The organism is Nocardia sp. NPDC056541 (genome assembly GCF_042794235.1).
Lineage (GTDB): Bacteria > Actinomycetota > Actinomycetes > Mycobacteriales > Mycobacteriaceae > Nocardia.
On the sequence record NZ_JBHTUD010000008.1, the window covers coordinates 331,498 to 351,260 of the forward strand.

Sequence of the window (19,763 nt, forward strand, 5' to 3'; positions counted from 1 at the left end):
CGCACCGAACCCGGGAACCGCACACCTGATCTCAACCGTGCAGGGTCGGCCGGTAGACGAGTTCCTGGATATCGCCGTCGAGGCTGGAAAAGACATCGAACGTGTACGTGGTCGCCTCTTACCTTGCTTGCGAAAAAGGCGCACAATTATTCCGTACACCGGCTTCAAGGTTTGCGCCCGGTGGGGAGTTGAGTGCTTGCCGGGCAACATCCGGGGCGGGCATCCTCCGTGATGGCAACGTCCTCGTATCGGGCTGTGACGGCTGGTTTCCGTCGGCCCGAGCGTCACACCGTGCTGAACGCCGGGCGTGGCGAAGGCTGCCTGTAGTGACGAGCCCCTTCGCCGGTTCGGCGTCACTACCAGTAAGGAAACGCCATGTCAGAGCAGAACAAGGCTTCAGCCAAGCGCATCTTCGACGCGTGGAACTCGCGAGACCTCGATGTCTTCGACGAAATCATGGCCGACGACTGCATCAACCACGATCCGCAGAACCCGTTCGCCGAGGTCCACGGCCCCGAAGGCCTCAGGCGGCTCGTGCAGATGTATCTCGCCGCTTTCTCGGATCAACGGTTCCTGATCAACGAACAGATCGCCGAAGGCGACTTCGTCACCACCCGATGGACGGGAACCGGAACCAATGACGGCGAGATGATGGGTATGCCCGCCACCGGCAAATCGGCGGTTGTTCAGGGAATTACGATCAATCGCTTCGCGGACGGCAAGATCATCGAGAGCTGGGCCTCCTGGGACACGCTCGGGATGATGCAGCAACTCGGCGTAGTCCCGTCGGCGCACTCCGCGACAACCTGATTCGTGACGTGGCCGGCTGTCGTGGCGCTGTTACCAGCCCCGGACAGTGGCACAGAAGATGATCGCCGGGTAGGTGGCGACGGACGCCCAGAAAAAGGTCGTCAGGCCCCCCGCGATGACGGGCCAGGGCCCGCCCGGCCCACGGATGCCCGTAGGACTGTGTCGCCAGCACTTCGGGCAGTGCCGCGCCACTGCGCCACGACGAGCCGACCAGCTTCGCCACGCCCGCGGTGAAGTACGCGAGACAAGCCTGTGCCGTCAGGAACCACAGGACGATCTCGTCCGCGCGAGCCTGCTCCACGCCGAAGGCCATCGCCAACGAGGCGAAAACGATGATGGTCATCTGATCTGCCCCGTCGCCCCCGAAACAAGAACTCTCGTTCGATGTGTGCGGTAGAGGAGAATGCGATGTATCGGTCTGCTACGCAACCAATTCGGATCGCACGCTCGTCGCGGGTGCTGCTGGTACTCGTCGCCGTCATGGCGTTTCACGGGTTCTCAGCCCCGCAGGCGCTCGGAGATCACACCACGCCGCCGTTCGGTCCGCATGTACCCCCGATGAGCGAGTCGTTCCACGATGGCCCCGTGGAGGTCGGCACCCTCACCGACGCGGTGATCATCGATCACGCGATCGGCGGCATCGGCGGCCACGCGGTATTCGCCAAGACCGTTCTCGGGAACCAGGAGAGTGAACCTCACCAGGTCTGGTGTGAACTCCGCACAAGCAGCGGCAACTTCGACACCGTGACAGTGACGATACCGCCGAGGTGGAACCCTTCGCGTGGCCCCGCAATCGACGGTTCCGTGTCCGTTTCGCTCCAAGCGATCGACCGCCCGATGGCATCGATCGCTCACTTCGGGCGCCTGACCTGCCGCGCACTCGGTGGGCTGTTCGTTTCGTCGGCAACGATGTCGAAAGTCTGGGCTATCGCGGTGCAGAACTGATCCTGGATCCACCGACGTCACCTTCGGGCTCACCCCCGAGCAGTTCCGGGAGCGCGTGCGGCACATCCTGTCCGCACGCGGCAACCAGACCGATGCGCCGATGCGTCAGCACGCGCGCGCAGTCCGTGGTCTAGGTCCGGCTGATCCACACGGATACCGTCGGTTTTCAAAAACTGTCGGTATTTGGAATGTAGGCTTCGCCCATGCTGCCTCGTCTGCTTTCGATCCTCGCGTTGTGTTGCGCCACGTTGTCGACCGTTCCCATCGCGCATGCGAACCCGACCACGGTCGGCGATTTCTACAGCCCGCCCGACCCACTACCGGCCGCGCGGCCGGGTGATCTGGTGCGCACCGAACCGGCCGCGGTGGCGGTTCCGCTTCCCGCGCGGACCACCCGGATCATGTACCGCAGTACCGATCCGGCGGGGGATGCGGTCGCGGTGACCGGGATTGTGTTCGACCCCACCACCGCCTGGCAGGGGCCGGGCGAGCGGCCGCTGGTGAGTTTCGCGGTCGGCACACACGGCCAGGGTGACCAATGCGCGCCCTCACGCCAGTTCGGGCAACTCGTGCACTACGTTCCACCGCTGGATGTGATGGCCGAATACGAGATCACCGCCGTCGGGGAGTTGGTCGCGCGCGGGGCAGCGGTCGTGGTCACTGATTACCAGGGTCTGGGCACGCCGGGCACGCACACCTTCCTCAATGCTGCGGCCGAAGCCCACGCCGTCATCGATGCCGCCCGCGCGGCCCAGCGCCTGCCCGGATCCACGATTCCCGCCGACGGGCCGGTGCTGTTCTGGGGCTACTCCCAAGGCGGGCACGCGGCAGGCGCGGCCGCCGAACGCGTCGGTGACTACGCCCCCGAACTCGATCTCCGCGGCAGTTACGTCGGTGCGGTACCGGGCGATCTCATGACCCTCGCCGCCTACGCCGACGGGACGGGTCTGTCCGGCGCATTCGGCTACATGCTCAATTCGATGCGCGCCGTCTACCCCGAGACTGTCGCGGTCCTCGACGCCGAGCTCAACGAACAGGGCAAGGCGATGCTTGCCGACACCGCAGGCCAATGTGGCGCGGAAACGGTGCTGCGCTACGGATTCCAGCGCACCGAAAACTGGACGACCAGCAAACGCCCGCTGTTTCCCGACGTCATCGCCGCCGACCCCCGCACCCTGCGCGCGCTCGACGACCAGCGCCTGGGCGACAGGCGACCCACCGCACCGGTCCTGCTACTGACCGGCGACGCCGACGATATCGTGCCCGCATCTGCTGTCCGCGACCTCGCCGCACGATGGTGCGCACAGGGCGCGACCGTGCAACTGCTCGACCTGCGCGACATTCCACCTGTGTTGCCCGGAACGATCATCGGTCACGCCGTCAACTCCGTCGCCTTCCAAGCGACCACCGCGATTCCCTGGATCGACGACCGCGCCGCCGACCTGCCCGCACCCTCCACCTGCTGACCGAAATCCCGCACGCACCTTCCTGGCCCCTGTTCGACCAGGCGACCTTCGCCGGCGACGCCCAGTTCCGCCAGGCAACGTTCGCGGGTAGGTCGAATTTCGTCGCTATTGACTTCGGCTCGAAGCGCGTCGTGTTCCTCCAGCCGCGGCAGTGGGGTCCTCCTCCGCCGGAGTTCGACTGGGGGCGATGATGGCATCGGGAAGCCGAGCAATGTCGAGCCGCAGGACTGGCCGCCCGTTACGCCTGCACCATGACCTCGACACAGGCGGCGTTCGGTCGCCCAGTGTCGAAGAATTGATCTTGGGCTCAAGGGGTGACTGCATCACCACGTGGATGATCATGTCGGCGTGGAGGTTTGGGTGCGGGACTACGGAATGTCCGCCGAATTGACACAATCCCGCACAGGCGTTATCGGCGAAGACTCAGGCGAGAACAGCGGCGAGGAACCCCGCGATGTACGCGAGCGCGAAGAGAAAGGGGATCCACTGCTCGATGTGCGACAGGGGCCAGTACCGGGACCGGTCCTTCCCTTCACCCAGGGCCCACCATTCGGCACGCCAGAACGGGGAAGCCGGGAGTCGTTCCTCGAGCGCGCCGACAACCTGGTACTTGGCGCTGTTCAGGAGCCTGTAGCTGCGGACCAGGTAGAACCAGGCGAAGCACTGGCCGAGGATCGCGGCCAGTGGGATCGCCAGCCACCCCGCGTTGTCCGGCGGTGGGGTCTTCCAGAAGGCGGCGACGAGAGTGAAGATGCCGGTGTTAAGGGTCAGGAAGAACGAATTTGCCAGGCCCCGTCGGGCGCTTACCCGGTCGGCCATCTCCACGTAGAGCCGGTACTGCTCGAGCACCGCGCTCTCATATGCTGTGGCGCGTGCCTCAGGCCCGGACTTGCCCAGTGCATCGTTCCAGAGTCGGGTGCGAAGCTCGGACGGGTGATCGTTGTGGTGCATCGTCCACCTCCTGGAGTGGCGCTGTGTCCTGCGGCGGATCCATCTTTCCATTCGGGCCGGGCCAGCCTCTACGCACGACTTGCGCACGGACTCCGGCGACGAGTCTTGGCGTAAGCCAGCGTTGCTCGCAACTTGAGCGGGGACAAACCGTGGGACAGGTCCTACGCGACAGGTATCTGTCGACCAGCGGAACCGACGTCGACACTACGTTCGTGCGATCACTGTCAGTCTGTTCAATCGGTGACCCGCACGATCTGGACCGTCGGGGTCGGAGCGGACGGGGTGCGGCGCGAGCCGAAACCGATAATTCGATCCGAAGGTGGTTTAGTTGTCGCCCGAATGTTGAGGTAGATCGGGGCATACCGCGGTGTATTCGATGTCGGGTGAGACCCATTCGGACCACTGCTTGCCGCTCATATTCTCGCTGAGTTTCGAGCACAGCTCGTCCTCCCAGGATGCCGGCCCCGGCCAGACCCAGACCCCGCCGCCGGCGCCTTGGTCCGGAGATAGCCAGACCGTACGCACGACGCGACCATCGGGGGTCGCCTGGATCATCATGATCCAGCCGTCTGGACCTTTGAGTGGGTCGCCGATCGGTTCGCCCGTCGCGGCATCCCAGAATCGCAGGACTTGGTCCATGCCTCCGGAAAGGATGTAGCGCGCATCACTGGTGACGACGATGCTGAAGATCTTCCCTGGCTGGCGGCCTGGCATGGGGGCGCCGATCGGATTGCCGGTCATGGAATCCCAGCGTTGCAGGTCAACCCCAACCGCAGTGACGAAGAACTCCCCGTTCGGGCTGATCGCAAAGGCGCCTAAATACCCCGTTGCAGGTGCTTGCGCGACGCGCTGTCCGGTCTCGGCGTCCCACAGGAGAACCGAGTCCCCGCTTACGGAGATGACGCGTCGCCCACCGGAACCGAATCTGACAGTACTGATGTCCCATTCGTGACCCTCGAGGGGGCCACCAATTGTCCGGCCGGAATCGACGTCCCATATCCAGACGGACTTGTCTGTGCTTCCCGCGACTCGGCGCCCGTCCGGACTGAACGCGACATTCACGATGGCGCCATCTGGACCCGTCAATGGTGTGCCGATCGCTCGGCTTGAATCGACGTCCCAGACGATGACGGACTTGTCCGCGCCGCCGGCCACGATGCGGCGTCCATCGCCGCTGAACGCCAGGTTCGAAGCCGAGTCGTGGAGACCGGTGACCGGCCCGCCGAGGGCGCGGCCGGAGTCGGCCTCCCAGATCCGGAAGGTTTTGTCATCGGTACCGATAGCCACGCGACGTCCGTCGGGGCTGAAGGCGCTGGAGGTGATGGTGACTTGTTCGGGTAGCGCTAAGGGGCCCGCGCGAGCTCCGGTATCCGGGTCGACTATCCAGACGGTCCCCTCGCCGGACTGCGGGTCGTTGAATTCGAACGCCAGTATTCGGTGACCGATCGGTTCGACAGCCAGCACAGCACTGTGGCCCGGCCCTCGAGACTCGGTGGACAGTGCTGTCCAAAGATGACCAATGGAGTCGTCCGGTTCGGTATTCCATATGCGCAGGGTTCCGTCAATACTGCTGGAGACGATGCGTGGATTGGCCTTGTCGGGGCTGAATGCGACGCTCGTGACCGTGCCGGTGTGCCCCAGTAGCGGTGGGCCGGCCGACGCGCCGGTCTCGGCATCCCAGAGGAGCACAACATTGTCCCCGCCTCCGGAGACGATTCGTTGGGAGTCGGGGCTGAACGCAACACTGTTGACATAACCTGCGTGGCCGGTCAACGGTTCGCCGACGGGTTGGCGCGTGTCTGCGTCCCACAGGACGATGGGCGCCGCGAGGTCGTAGAGAATGTCGGACCCAGGGGTGGGTCCTCCGCTGCCCGAGACGATGCGCCGGCCGTCCGCGCTGAACGCAACGCTGTTCACAGCCGTGGTGTGGCGTCTCATCGGTTCACCGATGGGCTCGCCTTTGTCGACGTCCCACATCCTGACCGTCGCGTCGCCGCCACCGGAAACCATGCGATGCCCATCGGGGCTGAACGCCACGCTGTGTGCGCCACCCTCGTGGCCGGTGAAGGTAACGAGGGGCACGCGGGATTCGGCGTCCCACACCCGAATTGTCCCGTCGGTGCCGACTGACGCGATGCGGTGCCCGTCCGGACTGAACGCCACACCACTCTTGACGGAGCCGTTTGCATGACCGGTGAGGGGATCACCGACCGGCGTCCCTGTGTCGGCATCCCACAGTTGGATGTTGCCGTCTGCGTTGACGGTGGCGATGCGGTGCCCGTCCGGGCTGTACGCCACGGCGTACGATCCGCGATCCGTTCGGGAAGATAGATCGACCTGCTTACCAGTGTTGGCGTCCCACACTCTTGTTTGGAGACCGCTGGTGGCGATGCGGTGCCCGTCCGGTCGAATTGCAATACTGAAGACCGGCTGCGCGGTTTCGGTTGCACGCCTGAGGCTGTCGGCGGTGGCGTTCGGAGGAATCGAGTACGGGGCACCGGTCCTGATGATCTTTTCGGTGGAGGACAGGGCATTCAGAGTCCGAAGCGCAGCGCCGGGGTTGGGTGTCGTCGCGATCTGTTGGGCGGCGAGTGTTTCCTGGATTGCGCGGACGTCGTCGCGGGCATGTGTGCCGTCGAGCATAGACTCGGCATCGGATTCCAGCCGCAGGGCTATCGCCTGGTTCCGTTGGCGTACCGCTTCGTTGCGTTGGCGTTCCGCCTCCTGTTGTTGCACGAATGCGATCGTGGCCGCGGCGAGTGCGAGGACGGTCAGGAGGACCAGGCCGGCGATGGCGGCGCGGCGGAGGCGGCGGAAGCGGCGTTGCTCCCGCAGATCCTCGCTGGCCAGTTCGTATTTGGGTTTGCCGTGGATCGGGGCGGCCAGGTCGGTGACCTTCTCCCGGAACATCGGTGCGTGGGGATCCCACGGCTCATCTTCACTGACGTCGACGTAGAACGGTTCGGAGGCGAGTACCCCCGGCTCCTCCAGCACCGGCAGGGCCACGTCGGACCGGTCCGGGTCGAACCGTCCGGTGCCCTCGTCCCAGGTCAGGTGTCCGTCAGCGACAACGAACAGCAGCTGGTCCGGTCCGCGCCGGTCCAGCCAGTGGGCGACCTCCTTGTTGACCCAGTGGGAGGCGACTGCGTGCGGGGAGAGCACCACGATGAAATAGCGGGCGCGGTCCATCGCCTCGGTGACCTCGCCCCACAGGTTGGGGCTGGCGGTGAGGTCGGTGGCGTCGCGGAACACCCGCAGGGCGTGCAGGTGGCCCATGCGACGGCCGATGCGGTGTAGGCCCTTCTGGATCCCCGCGGCGACCGGTCGATCGTGGTGGGCATAGGAGATGAAAGCGTCGTAGTCGAACGGCTCACCCTGCCCCTGAGCCTGCTGCTCCGGAGTCTCCGCGGCCTGAGCGCACACGGGTCATCACCCCACTCTCCAGACGGTGTCGAGGCGCGTTGGACGAGACCATCTGAGTCTTACGCAAGCGAGTACGGATGTCGCGGGTACCCAACTACTCGACTTTTGCCGCAAGAACGCAAAGAGTTTGCGCACCTAGGAAGGTGATGGCGAGCCTTGTTCCCGACTGTCAATCCCGTCCCGCTGAGGGATCCGCGCCCGTACGCGCTTCGACCTGCGCTGAGGCTCTTACAAGAGGGTGTCGGCAACGCGTAAGGGCTGATACCCAGTGGGGCCGAGCGACTTCGTTCCACACTCCGCACGAGGCCGGCCGTGGCGAGCACGACGGGCCAGTAGGTGGTCGTGATCGTCTTCGGAATCGCCACCAGGTCCTTACGCGGCCGGATGCCGACCGCCATCGCGGTCACCGCCCTGTCGGTGCGAACACGACGACAGTGCGCCAAGCGATCTCGAACCCGCCCGTGCACGCACCAGTGCCGCCCCCGGTCCGGGGTGGCCTGCGGCATATGGGTTTGTCACGGTAGCGGCGCCGCTAGCGGCCGTTGTCGGCCGCTGCGCGGCGGCCCCGGCCAGCGGGCGGATGCGCTGCAGGGGGCAGTCTGGCGGTCCAAGAAGCATTTGCACGCGCGAGGAATCTCGTATTCATCTGTCTGCCGGGTCGCCGGACCGCTGCGGTCCGGCAGCTCGGCTCCTTCGCACCCAGCTGTCTCGACCGTCTCCCGGCCTGCTCATCGACGATTTGGGAATGAAAGTAGGTGATACACGTGTTGAAGATCCTGGGTAAATCGTCGAAAAATCGTAGGAAGCAGGGGTGGACCCCGAAGATGACCAGGTCAGCGGTGGTATAGGCTTTGTCGGTCATGAAGTCGGCTTATTCGGGTCCGGTCAGCGGTGCGCCCAAGACGGTCTACCTCGATCACGCGGCGACCACTCCGATGTTGCCCGCCGCCGTCGAGGCGATGACGGCTGCCCTCGGGGCGGTCGGCAACGCGTCCTCGCTGCACGGTTCGGGGCGGGCGGCGCGGCGGTCGCTGGAAGAGGCGCGCGAGTCGATCGCGGCTGATCTGGGTGCTCGGCCGTCCGAGGTGATCTTCACCTCCGGGGGCACCGAGAGCGACAATCTGGCCGTCAAGGGGATCTTCTGGGGGCGCAGGGCGGCGGATCCGCGGCGTACCAGGATCGTCACCAGCTCGGTCGAGCATCACGCGGTGCTCGACGCGGTCGAGTGGCTCGAGAAGCACGAGGGTGCGCAGGTCAGCTGGCTGCCGGTCGACGCCGAGGGTGTCGTGTCGCCGCAGGTGTTGCGTGAGGTACTCGCCGCGCATGCCGATGAGGTGGCGCTGGTCAGTGTGATGTGGGCCAACAACGAGGTCGGGACCATCGAGCCGATCGCCGAATTGGCCGCTGTCGCACAGGAATTCGACATCCCGATGCACAGCGACGCCATTCAGGCGGTGACCCAGATTCCGGTCGACTTCGCCGCGAGTGGGCTGGCCGCGCTGAGCGTGGCCGGACACAAGGTCGGCGGTCCGCACGGGATCGGCGTACTGCTGCTGGGCCGAAGTGTGCCGTGTGTGCCGCTGGTGCACGGTGGCGGGCACGAACGCGACCTGCGCTCCGGTACCTCCGATGTGGCCGCGGCGATCGGGATGGCCGCCGCGCTGCGCGATGCCGTCACCGACCTGCCCGGGCGCGCTCAGCGATTGCGGGCGTTGCGCGACGAGTTGATCGACGGCGTGCGGGCCGCGGTGCCGGATGCCGTGCTCAACGGGCCCGCGCAACGACTGCCCGGCAACGCTCACTTCACGTTCCCCGGGTGCGAGGGTGACTCGCTGCTCATGCTGCTCGACGCCGCCGGTGTCGAATGCTCCACCGGTTCGGCCTGCAACGCGGGCGTCGCCTCGCCCAGCCATGTGCTGATCGCGATGGGTGTGCAACCGTGGCAGGCGCGCAGTTCGCTGCGCTTCACGCTCGGTCACACGTCGACCGGAGCCGATGTCGAAACACTGTTGACCGTGCTGCCGCAGGTCATCGATCGGGCCAGGGCCGCAGGCCTGGCCGGCGCTAGAGGAGGTGCCTGATGAGAGTTCTCGCCGCGATGAGTGGTGGTGTCGATTCCGCGGTGGCCGCGGCGCGGGCCGTGGACGCCGGGCACGAGGTGGTCGGGGTGCATCTGGCGCTGTCGGCCAACCCGGGCACGCTGCGCACCGGGTCGCGTGGTTGCTGCTCCAAGGAAGACGCCGGTGACGCGCGTCGCGCCGCCGATGTGCTCGGAATCCCGTTCTACGTCTGGGATTTCGCCGATCGCTTCAAGGAAGACGTGATCGACGACTTCGTCGCCGCCTACGCCGCGGGGGAGACCCCGAACCCGTGTCTGCGCTGCAACGAGAAGATCAAGTTCTCCGCGCTGGCCGATCGCGCGCAGGCGCTGGGCTTCGACGCGGTGGTGACCGGGCATTACGCGCGGCTCGACGAGGGCGTGCTGCGTCGTGCTGTCGACGCGGACAAGGACCAGTCCTACGTGTTGGCCGTGCTCACCGCCGAACAGCTCGCGCGGGCGATGTTCCCGGTCGGCGACACCCCCAAGCCGCGGATCCGCGAGGAAGCCGCCGAACGGGGGCTGGCGGTGGCGAACAAGCCCGACAGCCACGACATCTGTTTCATCCCGTCCGGGGATACCCGCGCCTTCCTCGGTGCCAAGATCGGCATCCGGCCCGGTGCGCTGGTCGATTCCGACGGCACGGTGCTCGGTAGTCACGAGGGTGTGCACGGGTTCACCGTCGGTCAGCGCAAGGGCCTCGGCCTGAGCCACACCGCCGCCGACGGCAAGCCGCGGTATGTGACCGGGATCGATCCCGATTCGGGGACCGTCAAGGTCGGTTCGGTCGAGGATCTACAGGTCGACATCGTCACCGCCGACCGCGCGATCTGGACTTCCGGCGTGCGCCCGGCCTCTTCGGTCGAGTGCGTCGTGCAGGTGCGCGCGCACGGCGGGACCGCGCCGGCCGTGGTCGAGCCCGAGGGCGACGGCTTCGTCGCCAGGTTGCGTGAGCCGCTCACCGGCGTCGCGAAGGGCCAGGCCATCGTGCTGTACCTGCCCGATGCCGACGGCGGCGACACCGTGATCGGCAGCGGCACGATCAACGGCACCGACCGTGCCGCGGGCATCGAGTCCGATTCGTCGGCGGCGTCAGCCTGATCGTGTCGTGGCGGGTGCGCCGGCGGTCGGCGCGCACGGCAGGATGACGGGTGACGGCCCGCGCCGTGGTGCGGCGCACGGTTCGTGGTGGTCGACGCCGATCCGGTGTGGACCACTGACCCAGACGACACGAAAGGTGTTGAGCGCGTGACGTTGTGGCGTGGTAGTGAGCAGTCCGGCGACCCGGCCGCGGCGGAGCCGGTGGACTTGCTCGCCGGGGCGTTCGCCACCGGTCTCGGTTCCTGGCCGGGCACTGATCCACTCGAGGCGGCGACCACCATCGTCGGTGAACTGCCGGAACTGCCCCACCTCGTCGAACTCCCCGAACGCGGGATCGGCGCCGACATGATCGGACGCGCCTCCGCGCTCCTGGTGGATCTGCGGTTCGACGCGACCACCCGCGGTTACCGGCTCGCCGACCGTCCGGGTTCGGTCTCGCGGAAGGCCCGCGACTTCGTGCGCGTAGATCTCGACGCGATCGAGGAAGCCTGGGAGACAGCGGGTCTCGTCGGTTCCGGCCGGGCGATCAAGATCCAGTCGGTCGGGCCGCTCACCCTCGCCGCCGAGGTCGAACTGCCCGGCGGCCATCGCATTCTCACCGATCGCGGTGCGCTGCGCGACCTCACGGACTCGCTGGCCGAGGGCCTGGCCCTGCACGCCGCCGAGATCGGAAAGCGACTCGGGGCGAACGTGGTTGTGCAACTGGATGAACCGCAGTTGACGACGGTTCTCGACGGATCGCTGACCGGCCCGAGCGTGCTCAACACCGTCCGCGCACTGCCCGGTCCGGAGGCGATCCACTTCCTCGACGTCGTGATCAACGCCCAACCGGGGCCGGTCATCCTGCATACCTGCGCGGCCCGCCCGGCCCTGCCCACCCTGCGCCGCACGGCGGCCGCCGCCCTGTCCTTCGACGCGTCGGCCATCACCACCGCCGACTTCGACGACATCGGCGAAGCCGTGGACTCCGGCAAGAAGCTGGCCCTCGGACTCGTCCCCACCGAACCGCCCACGAGCCCGCTCACCTGGCGCGCCGCCGCCGAGCCCGCGGTCCGGCTCGTGGACGATCTCGGCTTCCCTCGTGCGGCCCTCACTCGAGTCCTGGTCACCCCGACCTGCGGTCTGGCGGGCGCTCCGCTCGCGTGGTCTCGCAAGGCCCTCGCGCTGGCCGCCGACGTTGCCCGCGCTTTCGCCGAGGACCCGGAGTCGCTCACCGTCGAGCGGCCGGAACAGTCGCGCTCGGGCCGCGGTCGTCGGTGACGTAGCTCCCGCCGATCTCCACGAAATCTCGTTCCTGCACGGCTGCGACGTGCATGGATGTGTCGGTGGGCTCGACTAATCTCTGGTGGGTGAGTGACAGCGACAGCGCGGTTTCTGTGAGTGCCGAAGCGGCTACGCCCGAGCAGCGGGTGCAGTGGCAACAGTTGGCCGACGAGGTGCGTGGGCATCAGTTCCGCTACTACCTGCGGGACGCACCGATCATCACCGACGGTGAGTTCGACGCGTTGCTGCGCACATTGCAGGCTCTCGAGGACGCGCATCCGGATCTGCGGACTCCCGACTCGCCCACGCAGCTGGTCGGCGGCGGATTCGCGACCGAGTTCACCGCGGTCGATCATCTCGAGCGGATGCTGTCGCTGGACAACGTGTTCGACTACGACGAGCTGCGAACCTGGGCGAGCAGGGTCGAAGCCGAAACCGGGTCCGGGCTGCACTATCTGTGCGAAGTCAAGATCGACGGCGTCGCGCTGAACCTCGTGTACGAGAACGGCAAGCTGGTGCGCGGTGCGACTCGCGGTGACGGGCGCACCGGGGAGGACGTCACCCTCAACGCGCGCACCATCGAAGACATCCCCGCCGAGCTCACCCCGACCGAGGAATTCCCGATCCCCGAGCTCCTGGAAGTACGCGGCGAGGTGTATTTCCGGCTCGAGGACTTCGAGACGTTGAACGCTCAGATCGTCGCCGAGGGCAAACCGCCGTACGCGAATCCGCGCAACACCGCCGCCGGTTCGCTGCGCCAGAAGAATCCCGCGATCACCGCCCAGCGTCGGCTGCGGATGATCTGCCACGGGTTCGGCCGCATCGAGGGATACCGCCCGGCCTCCCAGCACGAGGCATACCAGGCACTGGCTGCCTGGGGCCTGCCGGTCTCGGCCCACACCCGCCTGGTCGAGGGCATCGACGCGGTCATCGAGCGGGTCGCCTACTGGGGCGAACATCGCCACGACATCGAGCACGAGATCGACGGTCAGGTGATCAAGGTCGACGAGACGGCCCTGCAACGCCGCCTCGGCTCCACCTCCCGTGCCCCACGTTGGGCCATCGCCTACAAGTACCCGCCCGAAGAGGCCACCACCACGCTGCTCAACATCGAGGTCAACGTCGGCCGCACCGGTCGGGTCACCCCGTTCGCGGTGATGGCGCCGGTCTCGATCGCCGGCTCGACCGTGTCGATGGCGACCCTGCACAATGCCTCCGAAGTGCGGCGCAAGGGTGTGCTCATCGGCGATACCGTCACGATCCGCAAGGCCGGTGATGTGATTCCCGAGGTCCTCGGGCCCGTCGTCGACGCGCGTACCGGTGCCGAACGCGAATTCGTCATGCCGACGCACTGCCCCGAGTGCGCCACCGAACTCGCCCCCGCCAAGGAGGGCGACGCCGACATCCGCTGCCCCAACCAGCGGCATTGCCCGGCCCAGCTGCGCGAACGCGTCTTCCACCTGGCCGGACGCGGCGCCTTCGACATCGAGGCCCTCGGCTACGAAGCCGCCAACGACCTGCTCACCTCGGGCGCGATCACCGACGAGGGCGACCTGTTCGCCCTCGACGCGCAGGATCTGCTCGGCGTGCCGTTGTTCACCAAACAGGACGGCACCCTCTCGGCCAACGGTGCCCGCCTGCTCGCGAACCTCGAAGCGGCCAAGGACACTCCGCTGTGGCGGGTGCTCGTCGCGCTGTCCATCCGCCATGTCGGCCCGACCGCGGCCCGTGCGTTGGCCGCCGAGTTCGCGGACCTCGAGCGCATCGAATCCGCGACAGGAGAAGAACTTTCAGCCACCGACGGTGTCGGCCCCACCATCGCCGCCGCGGTCGTGGAATGGTTCACCGCCGACTGGCATCGCGCGATCGTCGACAAGTGGCGAGCGGCCGGGGTGCGGATGGAAGACGAGCGTGACGAATCCATCGAACGCAACCTCGACGGCCTGTCGATCGTCGTCACCGGCTCCCTGCAGACCTTCAGCCGCGACGGCGCGAAGGAGGCGATCCTCGTTCGCGGCGGCAAGGCGGCGGGCTCGGTGTCGAAGAAGACCGCGTTCGTGGTGATCGGCGAGGCGCCCGGTTCGAAAGCGGCCAAGGCCGAAGAGCTGGGCGTCCAGATCCTCGACGAAGACGGCTTCCGGCTACTGCTGGAGGGCGGCCCCGACGCGGTCAGGGTCGCACCGGAGGAGGATCCGCTCGTGGCGGACCAGCCGAGCCCGGCGACGTGAACAGCCGGGTTCGCGTCAGTTCGGGGTGACGGTGACCGTGTTGCCGATCTGGGTCTTCATGTCGAACGACGCGCACTGCCCGTTGCTGAGCTCCTGGGTACGCAACGGCCGCTTCTTGATGTTGGTCTGGATCTCCACCGTCACATCGGTGCTCGCCATCGAGCACACCTTCGACACCGGAGCGTCGGTGTAGGACACCGACCCCGCACCCTGACACGAGTTGGTCGAGTTCCCCAGGAACACCCGCGCGGTTCCCGTCGGGCACGGATCGGCCAGCGCACTGGGCGCACTCACCAGCGCCGCGGGCACGAGCGCTCCCGCGGTCACCGCGGCAACGACAACTCCGCGAACAATTACCCGAACCGCCATTACGCGCACCCATCCCTCATCGCCGACCGCCGAACCTGCGACGAACCAGCCGCAGTGTCCAGCACCTTAGTGCGTCCGAACCGAACACGCGCGGGATCGGTGCTGCCGTTCACCGGATCAGGCTGCCGCGTGGGCGAGCCCCCGTGTCCCTTAGTCTTGCCAAGAATCTCGGAGAGGCGGACCCTTGCTGCGCAGTTTTCAGGTGACCAATCATGGATCGCTGGCGGAGGCTCAGCAGTTGCGGCTGACCAAGGGGGCAGGCGGGCCGTTGGCGGTGCCGGTGACCGCGGTGCACGGGGTGGCGGCGGCCGGGAAGACGAGCGTGATCGACGCGATCGGGCAGATGCGGGACGCGGTCCTGAATTCCGTGAGCGGATGGGACCCCTACGCCGGCCCGGTGCGGCGACCGCATCTCGGGTTCGCCGAGCGGCCGACGGAATTCGTCGCCGGATTCGTCGCCGAGGGCGTGCCCTACACCTACGGGTTCCGGCTCGACAACGCCGATGTGGTCGCGGAGTGGCTCTACACCCATCCACGGTCGCGCAAGCGGATCGTGTTCGAACGCCGGGGTGACGAGGTGAAGATCGGGCCGATGTTCGAAGCGGCCCGGTACGGGGTGGCGGCGCTGGTGCCGTTGCTGCGGCCGAACGCGCTGCTGCTGAGCTTGGCGGGGCAGATGTACGCCGAGGCACTCGTGCCCGCGTACCGGTGGTTCGCGGCGAATCTGACTGTGCAGCAGGGCGATGTCGACACCGACGCGCTCGCGCACGATCTCGGCAGCCATATCTCCCGCTCGCCCGACAACGCGGCGCGTCTGCTGATGCTGCTGCGCACCGCCGATCTCGGGATCGAGGATCTGCTCGTCGCCGAACACGATCCGATGTACGCGGACTACCTGCGTGATCTGGACGCCGAGATCGGTGCGCTGGCAGGCCATCTCGACCACCCCGAGCAGATTCTCGTGGATCGCGAGCTGAGCACCCTGCGCGCGGCGCGGGACGCGCTGTACCGGCGCATGGTCGACCGCCGCGGCGCGGGGCTGAGCCTGGTGCACGAGGGCATCGACGTCCCGTTCGAACTGGCCGACGAATCCACGGCCACCCGTTCGCTGCTGCGCGTCCTGCCCGCCATGCTGGAGGCTCTCGACACCGGCCAGGTGCTCGCGGTCGACGATCTCGGCGTCGGCCTGCCGGTCGAGGAGACCGACCGCCTCGTCCAGTTGTTCCAGAACCCGGAGACCAATTCCCGTGGCGCACAACTGATCTACACCACCGCCGATCGAGCGCTGATCGACCGCGGCAACGGCCGCTCCCAGCGCACCCGCACGGCGGTGTGGCAGGTGCGCCGTGCACTGGGGGTCAGCGAACTCACGCCGCTGTGAGCGGGGCATAGCATGGGCGCATGCTCGAAGTGGTGATGGCGGTAGCGCTGGTGACGATGCTGGTGGTGACGATCGCGGCCGTCGTCTCCGGACGGACCGGCCGGGGAAGGGCGAACCTCGAACACGGGTCGCTCTACGTGACCGGTGTCAGCCCGCTGCCCGCGATGACCGGCGAGCACTACGTGACGATCACCGGCACCGTCACCGGTCCGTCGATCACCGGCAAGGTCGTCTACCGCCGCTTCGCCTGGGACGCCGCACACTGGCCCGCACCCGGCGACCACCTCGCCGTGGCCTACCCACCGCACAACCCCGACGACTGGCACGCCGAGCACCCCGGCTTGCGCCCCTACCTCGGCTCTTGAGCGACCTCACCGATCTCGCCGGGCATGGGTGAGTCGGAGCTCACAAGCGTCCAGATGGGAGCATTCGGGGATGCACGGTACCGATGAGCAGACCACCGGACTCCTGATCCGCCCCGCCCACCCCGACGAATACGACGCGGTCGCCGCGCTGACCGTGGAGGTGTACGTGGGCGACGGCTATGTCCCCGACGGGGACGACTATGTGCGGGAACTCGCCGACGTGGCGCACCGGGCCGCCGAGGCCGAGGTCCTCGTGGCCGTGCACGACGGTGCGGTCGTCGGCTCGCTCACCGTCGCGAAGCCCGGCACGCCCTACGCGGAGATCGCTCAGCCCGGCGAACTCGAGTTCCGGATGCTCGCGGTATCCAAGCGGGCACGCGGACTCGGTGTCGGCACCGCGCTGGTTCGCGCCGTCGTCGACGAGGCGAGATCAGGCGGTTTCGACGCAGTCGCGCTCACCACGATGTTCTCGATGGTCGACGCCCACCGAATCTACGAGCGCCTCGGCTTCGTCGGTGTGCCCGAACGTGATTGGGCCACCCACGACGGACTGCAACTGTTCGTGATGCGGCTCGCGCTGCGCTGACCCGATCAGTTCAGGACGGTGGCGACGATGCCGGCGAGGTAGCCGAGCCGCGCCACCTCCGACGGCCGGAAGTCGGGCCCACCGGGGCGACCGAGGAGCAGTGCCCTGCCGGTGTTGCCCAGCGGCGCGGCGGCCAGCTTGGTGTCCATGTCGCGCCAGATCTCGGGCACCCATTCGGCCTCACCGTCGAGCCACATCGGCTTCTCGATGGGCATCCACGGGGCCGAACCCGCTTGTGTCTCAGGGGCACTCGGGCTACCGACGATGCGGTAGGCGCCCGCCGGGCCGAGGCCGATGATCGTGGACCAGCCGACGCGCAGCACCCGCGGGCAGCCGTCGACGAGTACCTGGAGCCGGTCGTCGCGAGCACTGGCGACCTGGTCGATCAGCTCGAGCTCGCGGTGGGTGTCGAGCACGCCGGAGTACGGGCGAATGGAGTCGACGCTCACATCGCGCACCGACTCCGCGGCGGTGATGAGGGTGTCGGGCAGTGCGCCGGTAGGCACTTCGACGACGAGATCGTCGATCGCGAACCCGGCGCCGCGTTCCACGACATCGAGCGAGAGAATGTCCGCGCCGACCCCGCCGAGGGCGAGTGCGAGGGAGCCGAGGCTTCCCGGTCGATCCGGAAGTTGCACGCGGAGCAGGTATGACACGTGCGTTCCTTTCCATAACGGCCGGGGTTGTTCGAGACGAATACCCGGTGAAGCAATACTTACACCCCTGAACGCGGGTTCTCGACCCGAAGTATGACCCCATCGGCGCGACATGCGCGAACTTTCGTGTGCGGCGGGTGCGTCCGAGCCGCGGGGGCGGGCGCGTCGAAACCGATATGACGCGCCGATCAGGCGTACCTCCGCCTGCGCTCCGGCCATGCGCAGGCTGTGGATTGCTTCGCGACCGTGTGAATTAGGCTGTACCGATACTGCCCACCGAAGCCGAAAGGGGTCCCGCGGTGCCCGCAATCTCCCGTGACGAGGTCGCTCACCTCGCCCGGCTGTCCCGGCTGGCGTTGACCGACGCCGAACTGGACCAGTTCGCCGGTCAGCTGGATTCGATCCTCAGCCACGTGCAGACCATCACCGAGGTCGCCGCCGACGTCCCCGCCACCGCGTCGCCGAATCCGACGACCAATGTGACCAGGCCCGATGTGGTCACGCCCGGCCTCACCCCCGAGCAGGCGCTGGACCAGGCGCCCGCCGTGGAAGAACAGCGTTTCCTGGTCCCGCAGATCCTGGGAGAGGGCGAATGAGCGAGTTGACGCAGCTGTCGGCTGCCGAGCTGGCGAGCAAGATCCACGGCGGCGAGGTGACCTCCACCGAGGTCACCCAGGCGCACCTGGATCGCATCGGCAAGGTCGACGGTGAGCTCAACGCCTTCCTGCACGTGGCGGGCGACGAAGCCCTCGCCGCGGCCGCCGTGGTCGACGCCGCGCTCGCCGCGGGCGAAACGCCCGCCTCGTCGCTGGCGGGAGTTCCGTTGGCGCTCAAGGACGTTTTCACCACCACCGACATGCCGACCACCTGTGCCTCGAAGATCCTCGAGGGCTGGATGTCGCCGTACGACGCGACGGTCACCGCACGGCTGCGGGCTGCGGGCATCCCGATTCTCGGCAAGACCAACATGGACGAGTTCGCGATGGGCTCCTCCACCGAGAACTCCGCCTACGGTCCCACCCGCAACCCGTGGGACACCACCCGCATCCCCGGTGGTTCCGGTGGCGGTTCGGCGGCGGCGCTGGCTTCGTTCCAGGCGCCGCTGGCGATCGGTACCGACACCGGTGGCTCGATTCGTCAGCCCGCCGCGGTCACCGCGACGGTCGGGGTGAAACCCACCTACGGCACCGTCTCGCGCTACGGCCTGATCGCGTGCGCGTCGTCGCTGGATCAGGGTGGTCCGTGTGGTCGCACCGTGCTCGACACCGCGCTGCTGCACGAGGTGATCGCCGGGCACGACCCGCGTGACTCCACCTCGCGCAATGTTCCGGTGGCGCCGGTGGTGGCCGCCGCCAAGCAGGGCGCCAACGGTGACCTGACGGGCGTGCGCGTCGGCGTGGTGCGTGAATTGCACTCCGACAGTTACCAATCCGGCGTCATCGCCTCCTTCGACGCCGCCGTCGCGGTGCTGAAGGAACTGGGCGCCGAGGTGGTCGAGGTGTCGTGCCCCAGCTTCGAGTACGCGCTGTCCTCGTACTACCTGGTGATGCCGTCGGAGGTGTCGTCGAACCTGGCGCGCTTCGACGCCATGCGCTACGGCCTGCGCGTCGGTGACGACGGCAGCCACAGCGCCGACCAGGTGATGTCGCTGACCCGCGAGGCCGGTTTCGGTCCGGAGGTCAAGCGCCGCATCATGATCGGCACCTACGCGCTGTCGGCGGGCTACTACGACGCCTACTACGGCCAGGCGCTGAAGGTTCGCACGATGATCGCGCGCGACTTCGACGCCGCCTACGAGCAGGTCGACGTGCTCGTCTCGCCGACCAGCCCGTTCACCCCGTGGAAGCTGGGCGAGAAGGTCGACGACCCGCTGGCCATGTACCTGTCGGACCTGTGCACCCTGCCGACCAACCTGGCGGGTCACCCCGGCATGTCGGTGCCGTCGGGTCTGTCGGCCGACGACAACCTGCCGGTGGGTCTGCAGATCATGGCGCCCGCGCTGGCCGACGACCGCCTGTACCGGGTGGGCGCGGCCTACGAGGTGGCACGCGGCGCGCTGCCGACCCCGAGCGCGGTCTGAGAAATTCTCCCCGAGCGGGGCGTGCCGGTTCGACAGAACCT

At 67.4% G+C, this 19,763-nt stretch carries 16 protein-coding genes; 12 read left to right on the forward strand and 4 right to left on the reverse strand.

The features are described from left to right. The first annotated feature begins 375 nt into the window (after nucleotides 1-375). From ACFQ9R_RS16865 to ACFQ9R_RS16875, 3 genes are all read left to right on the forward strand, one after another. Complete coding sequence (locus ACFQ9R_RS16865) at nucleotides 376-810, forward strand: ester cyclase (RefSeq protein WP_378991573.1); 435 nt, start codon at nucleotides 376-378, stop codon at nucleotides 808-810. A gap of 558 nt (nucleotides 811-1,368) precedes the next feature. Further along, nucleotides 1,369-1,755, forward strand: a complete 387-nt coding sequence (locus ACFQ9R_RS16870; protein WP_378991575.1) for a hypothetical protein — start codon at nucleotides 1,369-1,371, stop codon at nucleotides 1,753-1,755. A 203-nt stretch (nucleotides 1,756-1,958) separates the two neighbouring features. Then, on the forward strand, nucleotides 1,959-3,221 hold the full coding sequence (locus ACFQ9R_RS16875) for a lipase family protein (protein ID WP_378991576.1): 1,263 nt from the start codon (nucleotides 1,959-1,961) through the stop codon (nucleotides 3,219-3,221). Between the two features lie 423 nt (nucleotides 3,222-3,644). On the opposite strand, the gene ACFQ9R_RS16880 is transcribed toward ACFQ9R_RS16875, so the two are convergent. Then, a complete protein-coding gene (locus tag ACFQ9R_RS16880) occupies nucleotides 3,645-4,172 on the reverse strand; it encodes a hypothetical protein (protein ID WP_378991577.1) in 528 nt (175 codons plus the stop codon). 324 nt (nucleotides 4,173-4,496) lie between these two features. Next, entirely contained in the window at nucleotides 4,497-7,595 is a 3,099-nt protein-coding gene (locus ACFQ9R_RS16885) for a TIR domain-containing protein (protein ID WP_378991579.1), read from the reverse strand. A gap of 860 nt (nucleotides 7,596-8,455) precedes the next feature. On the opposite strand from ACFQ9R_RS16885, the gene ACFQ9R_RS16890 reads away from it, so the two are divergent. From ACFQ9R_RS16890 to ligA, 4 genes are all read left to right on the forward strand, one after another. After that, nucleotides 8,456-9,676 carry a cysteine desulfurase family protein gene (locus tag ACFQ9R_RS16890; protein WP_378991581.1) on the forward strand — a complete coding sequence of 407 codons (1,221 nt, stop codon included), beginning with the start codon at nucleotides 8,456-8,458 and terminating at the stop codon, nucleotides 9,674-9,676. Continuing rightward, a complete protein-coding gene (gene mnmA, locus ACFQ9R_RS16895) occupies nucleotides 9,676-10,794 on the forward strand; it encodes a tRNA 2-thiouridine(34) synthase MnmA (protein WP_378991583.1) in 1,119 nt (372 codons plus the stop codon). Before ACFQ9R_RS16890 ends, mnmA begins: the two co-directional genes overlap by 1 nt. A 201-nt stretch (nucleotides 10,795-10,995) precedes the next feature. After that, nucleotides 10,996-12,054 carry a methionine synthase gene (locus ACFQ9R_RS16900; RefSeq protein ID WP_378991639.1) on the forward strand — a complete coding sequence of 353 codons (1,059 nt, stop codon included), beginning with the start codon at nucleotides 10,996-10,998 and terminating at the stop codon, nucleotides 12,052-12,054. A gap of 89 nt (nucleotides 12,055-12,143) precedes the next feature. Next, nucleotides 12,144-14,285 (forward strand): NAD-dependent DNA ligase LigA, encoded by a 2,142-nt coding sequence (gene ligA / locus ACFQ9R_RS16905; RefSeq protein WP_378991585.1) that lies wholly within the window; start codon nucleotides 12,144-12,146, stop codon nucleotides 14,283-14,285. Between the two features lie 15 nt (nucleotides 14,286-14,300). On the opposite strand, the gene ACFQ9R_RS16910 is transcribed toward ligA, so the two are convergent. Beyond that, a complete protein-coding gene (locus tag ACFQ9R_RS16910) occupies nucleotides 14,301-14,654 on the reverse strand; it encodes a hypothetical protein (protein WP_358105177.1) in 354 nt (117 codons plus the stop codon). 202 nt (nucleotides 14,655-14,856) lie between these two features. Between ACFQ9R_RS16910 and ACFQ9R_RS16915 the strand changes: the two genes are divergently transcribed. From ACFQ9R_RS16915 to ACFQ9R_RS16925, 3 genes are all read left to right on the forward strand, one after another. Further along, nucleotides 14,857-16,035: an ATP/GTP-binding protein gene (locus tag ACFQ9R_RS16915; RefSeq protein WP_378991587.1), complete on the forward strand. Its 1,179-nt coding sequence runs from the start codon at nucleotides 14,857-14,859 to the stop codon at nucleotides 16,033-16,035. A gap of 20 nt (nucleotides 16,036-16,055) precedes the next feature. Beyond that, nucleotides 16,056-16,400, forward strand: coding sequence for a hypothetical protein (locus ACFQ9R_RS16920; protein ID WP_378991589.1), 345 nt, complete (start codon nucleotides 16,056-16,058; stop codon nucleotides 16,398-16,400). A gap of 70 nt (nucleotides 16,401-16,470) precedes the next feature. Continuing rightward, a complete protein-coding gene (locus ACFQ9R_RS16925) occupies nucleotides 16,471-16,986 on the forward strand; it encodes a GNAT family N-acetyltransferase (protein WP_378991590.1) in 516 nt (171 codons plus the stop codon). A gap of 5 nt (nucleotides 16,987-16,991) precedes the next feature. Here ACFQ9R_RS16925 and ACFQ9R_RS16930 read toward each other — a convergent pair whose 3' ends face one another. Then, nucleotides 16,992-17,642, reverse strand: a complete 651-nt coding sequence (locus ACFQ9R_RS16930) for an amino acid-binding protein (RefSeq protein WP_358105186.1) — start codon at nucleotides 17,640-17,642, stop codon at nucleotides 16,992-16,994. Nucleotides 17,643-17,941: 299 nt separating this feature from the next. On the opposite strand from ACFQ9R_RS16930, the gene gatC reads away from it, so the two are divergent. Beyond that, entirely contained in the window at nucleotides 17,942-18,238 is a 297-nt protein-coding gene (gatC, locus tag ACFQ9R_RS16935; protein ID WP_101466314.1) for an Asp-tRNA(Asn)/Glu-tRNA(Gln) amidotransferase subunit GatC, read from the forward strand. After that, entirely contained in the window at nucleotides 18,235-19,722 is a 1,488-nt protein-coding gene (gatA, locus tag ACFQ9R_RS16940) for an Asp-tRNA(Asn)/Glu-tRNA(Gln) amidotransferase subunit GatA (RefSeq protein WP_378991592.1), read from the forward strand. The genes gatC and gatA overlap by 4 nt, the downstream gene beginning before the upstream one ends. Nucleotides 19,723-19,763 lie beyond the last annotated feature (41 nt).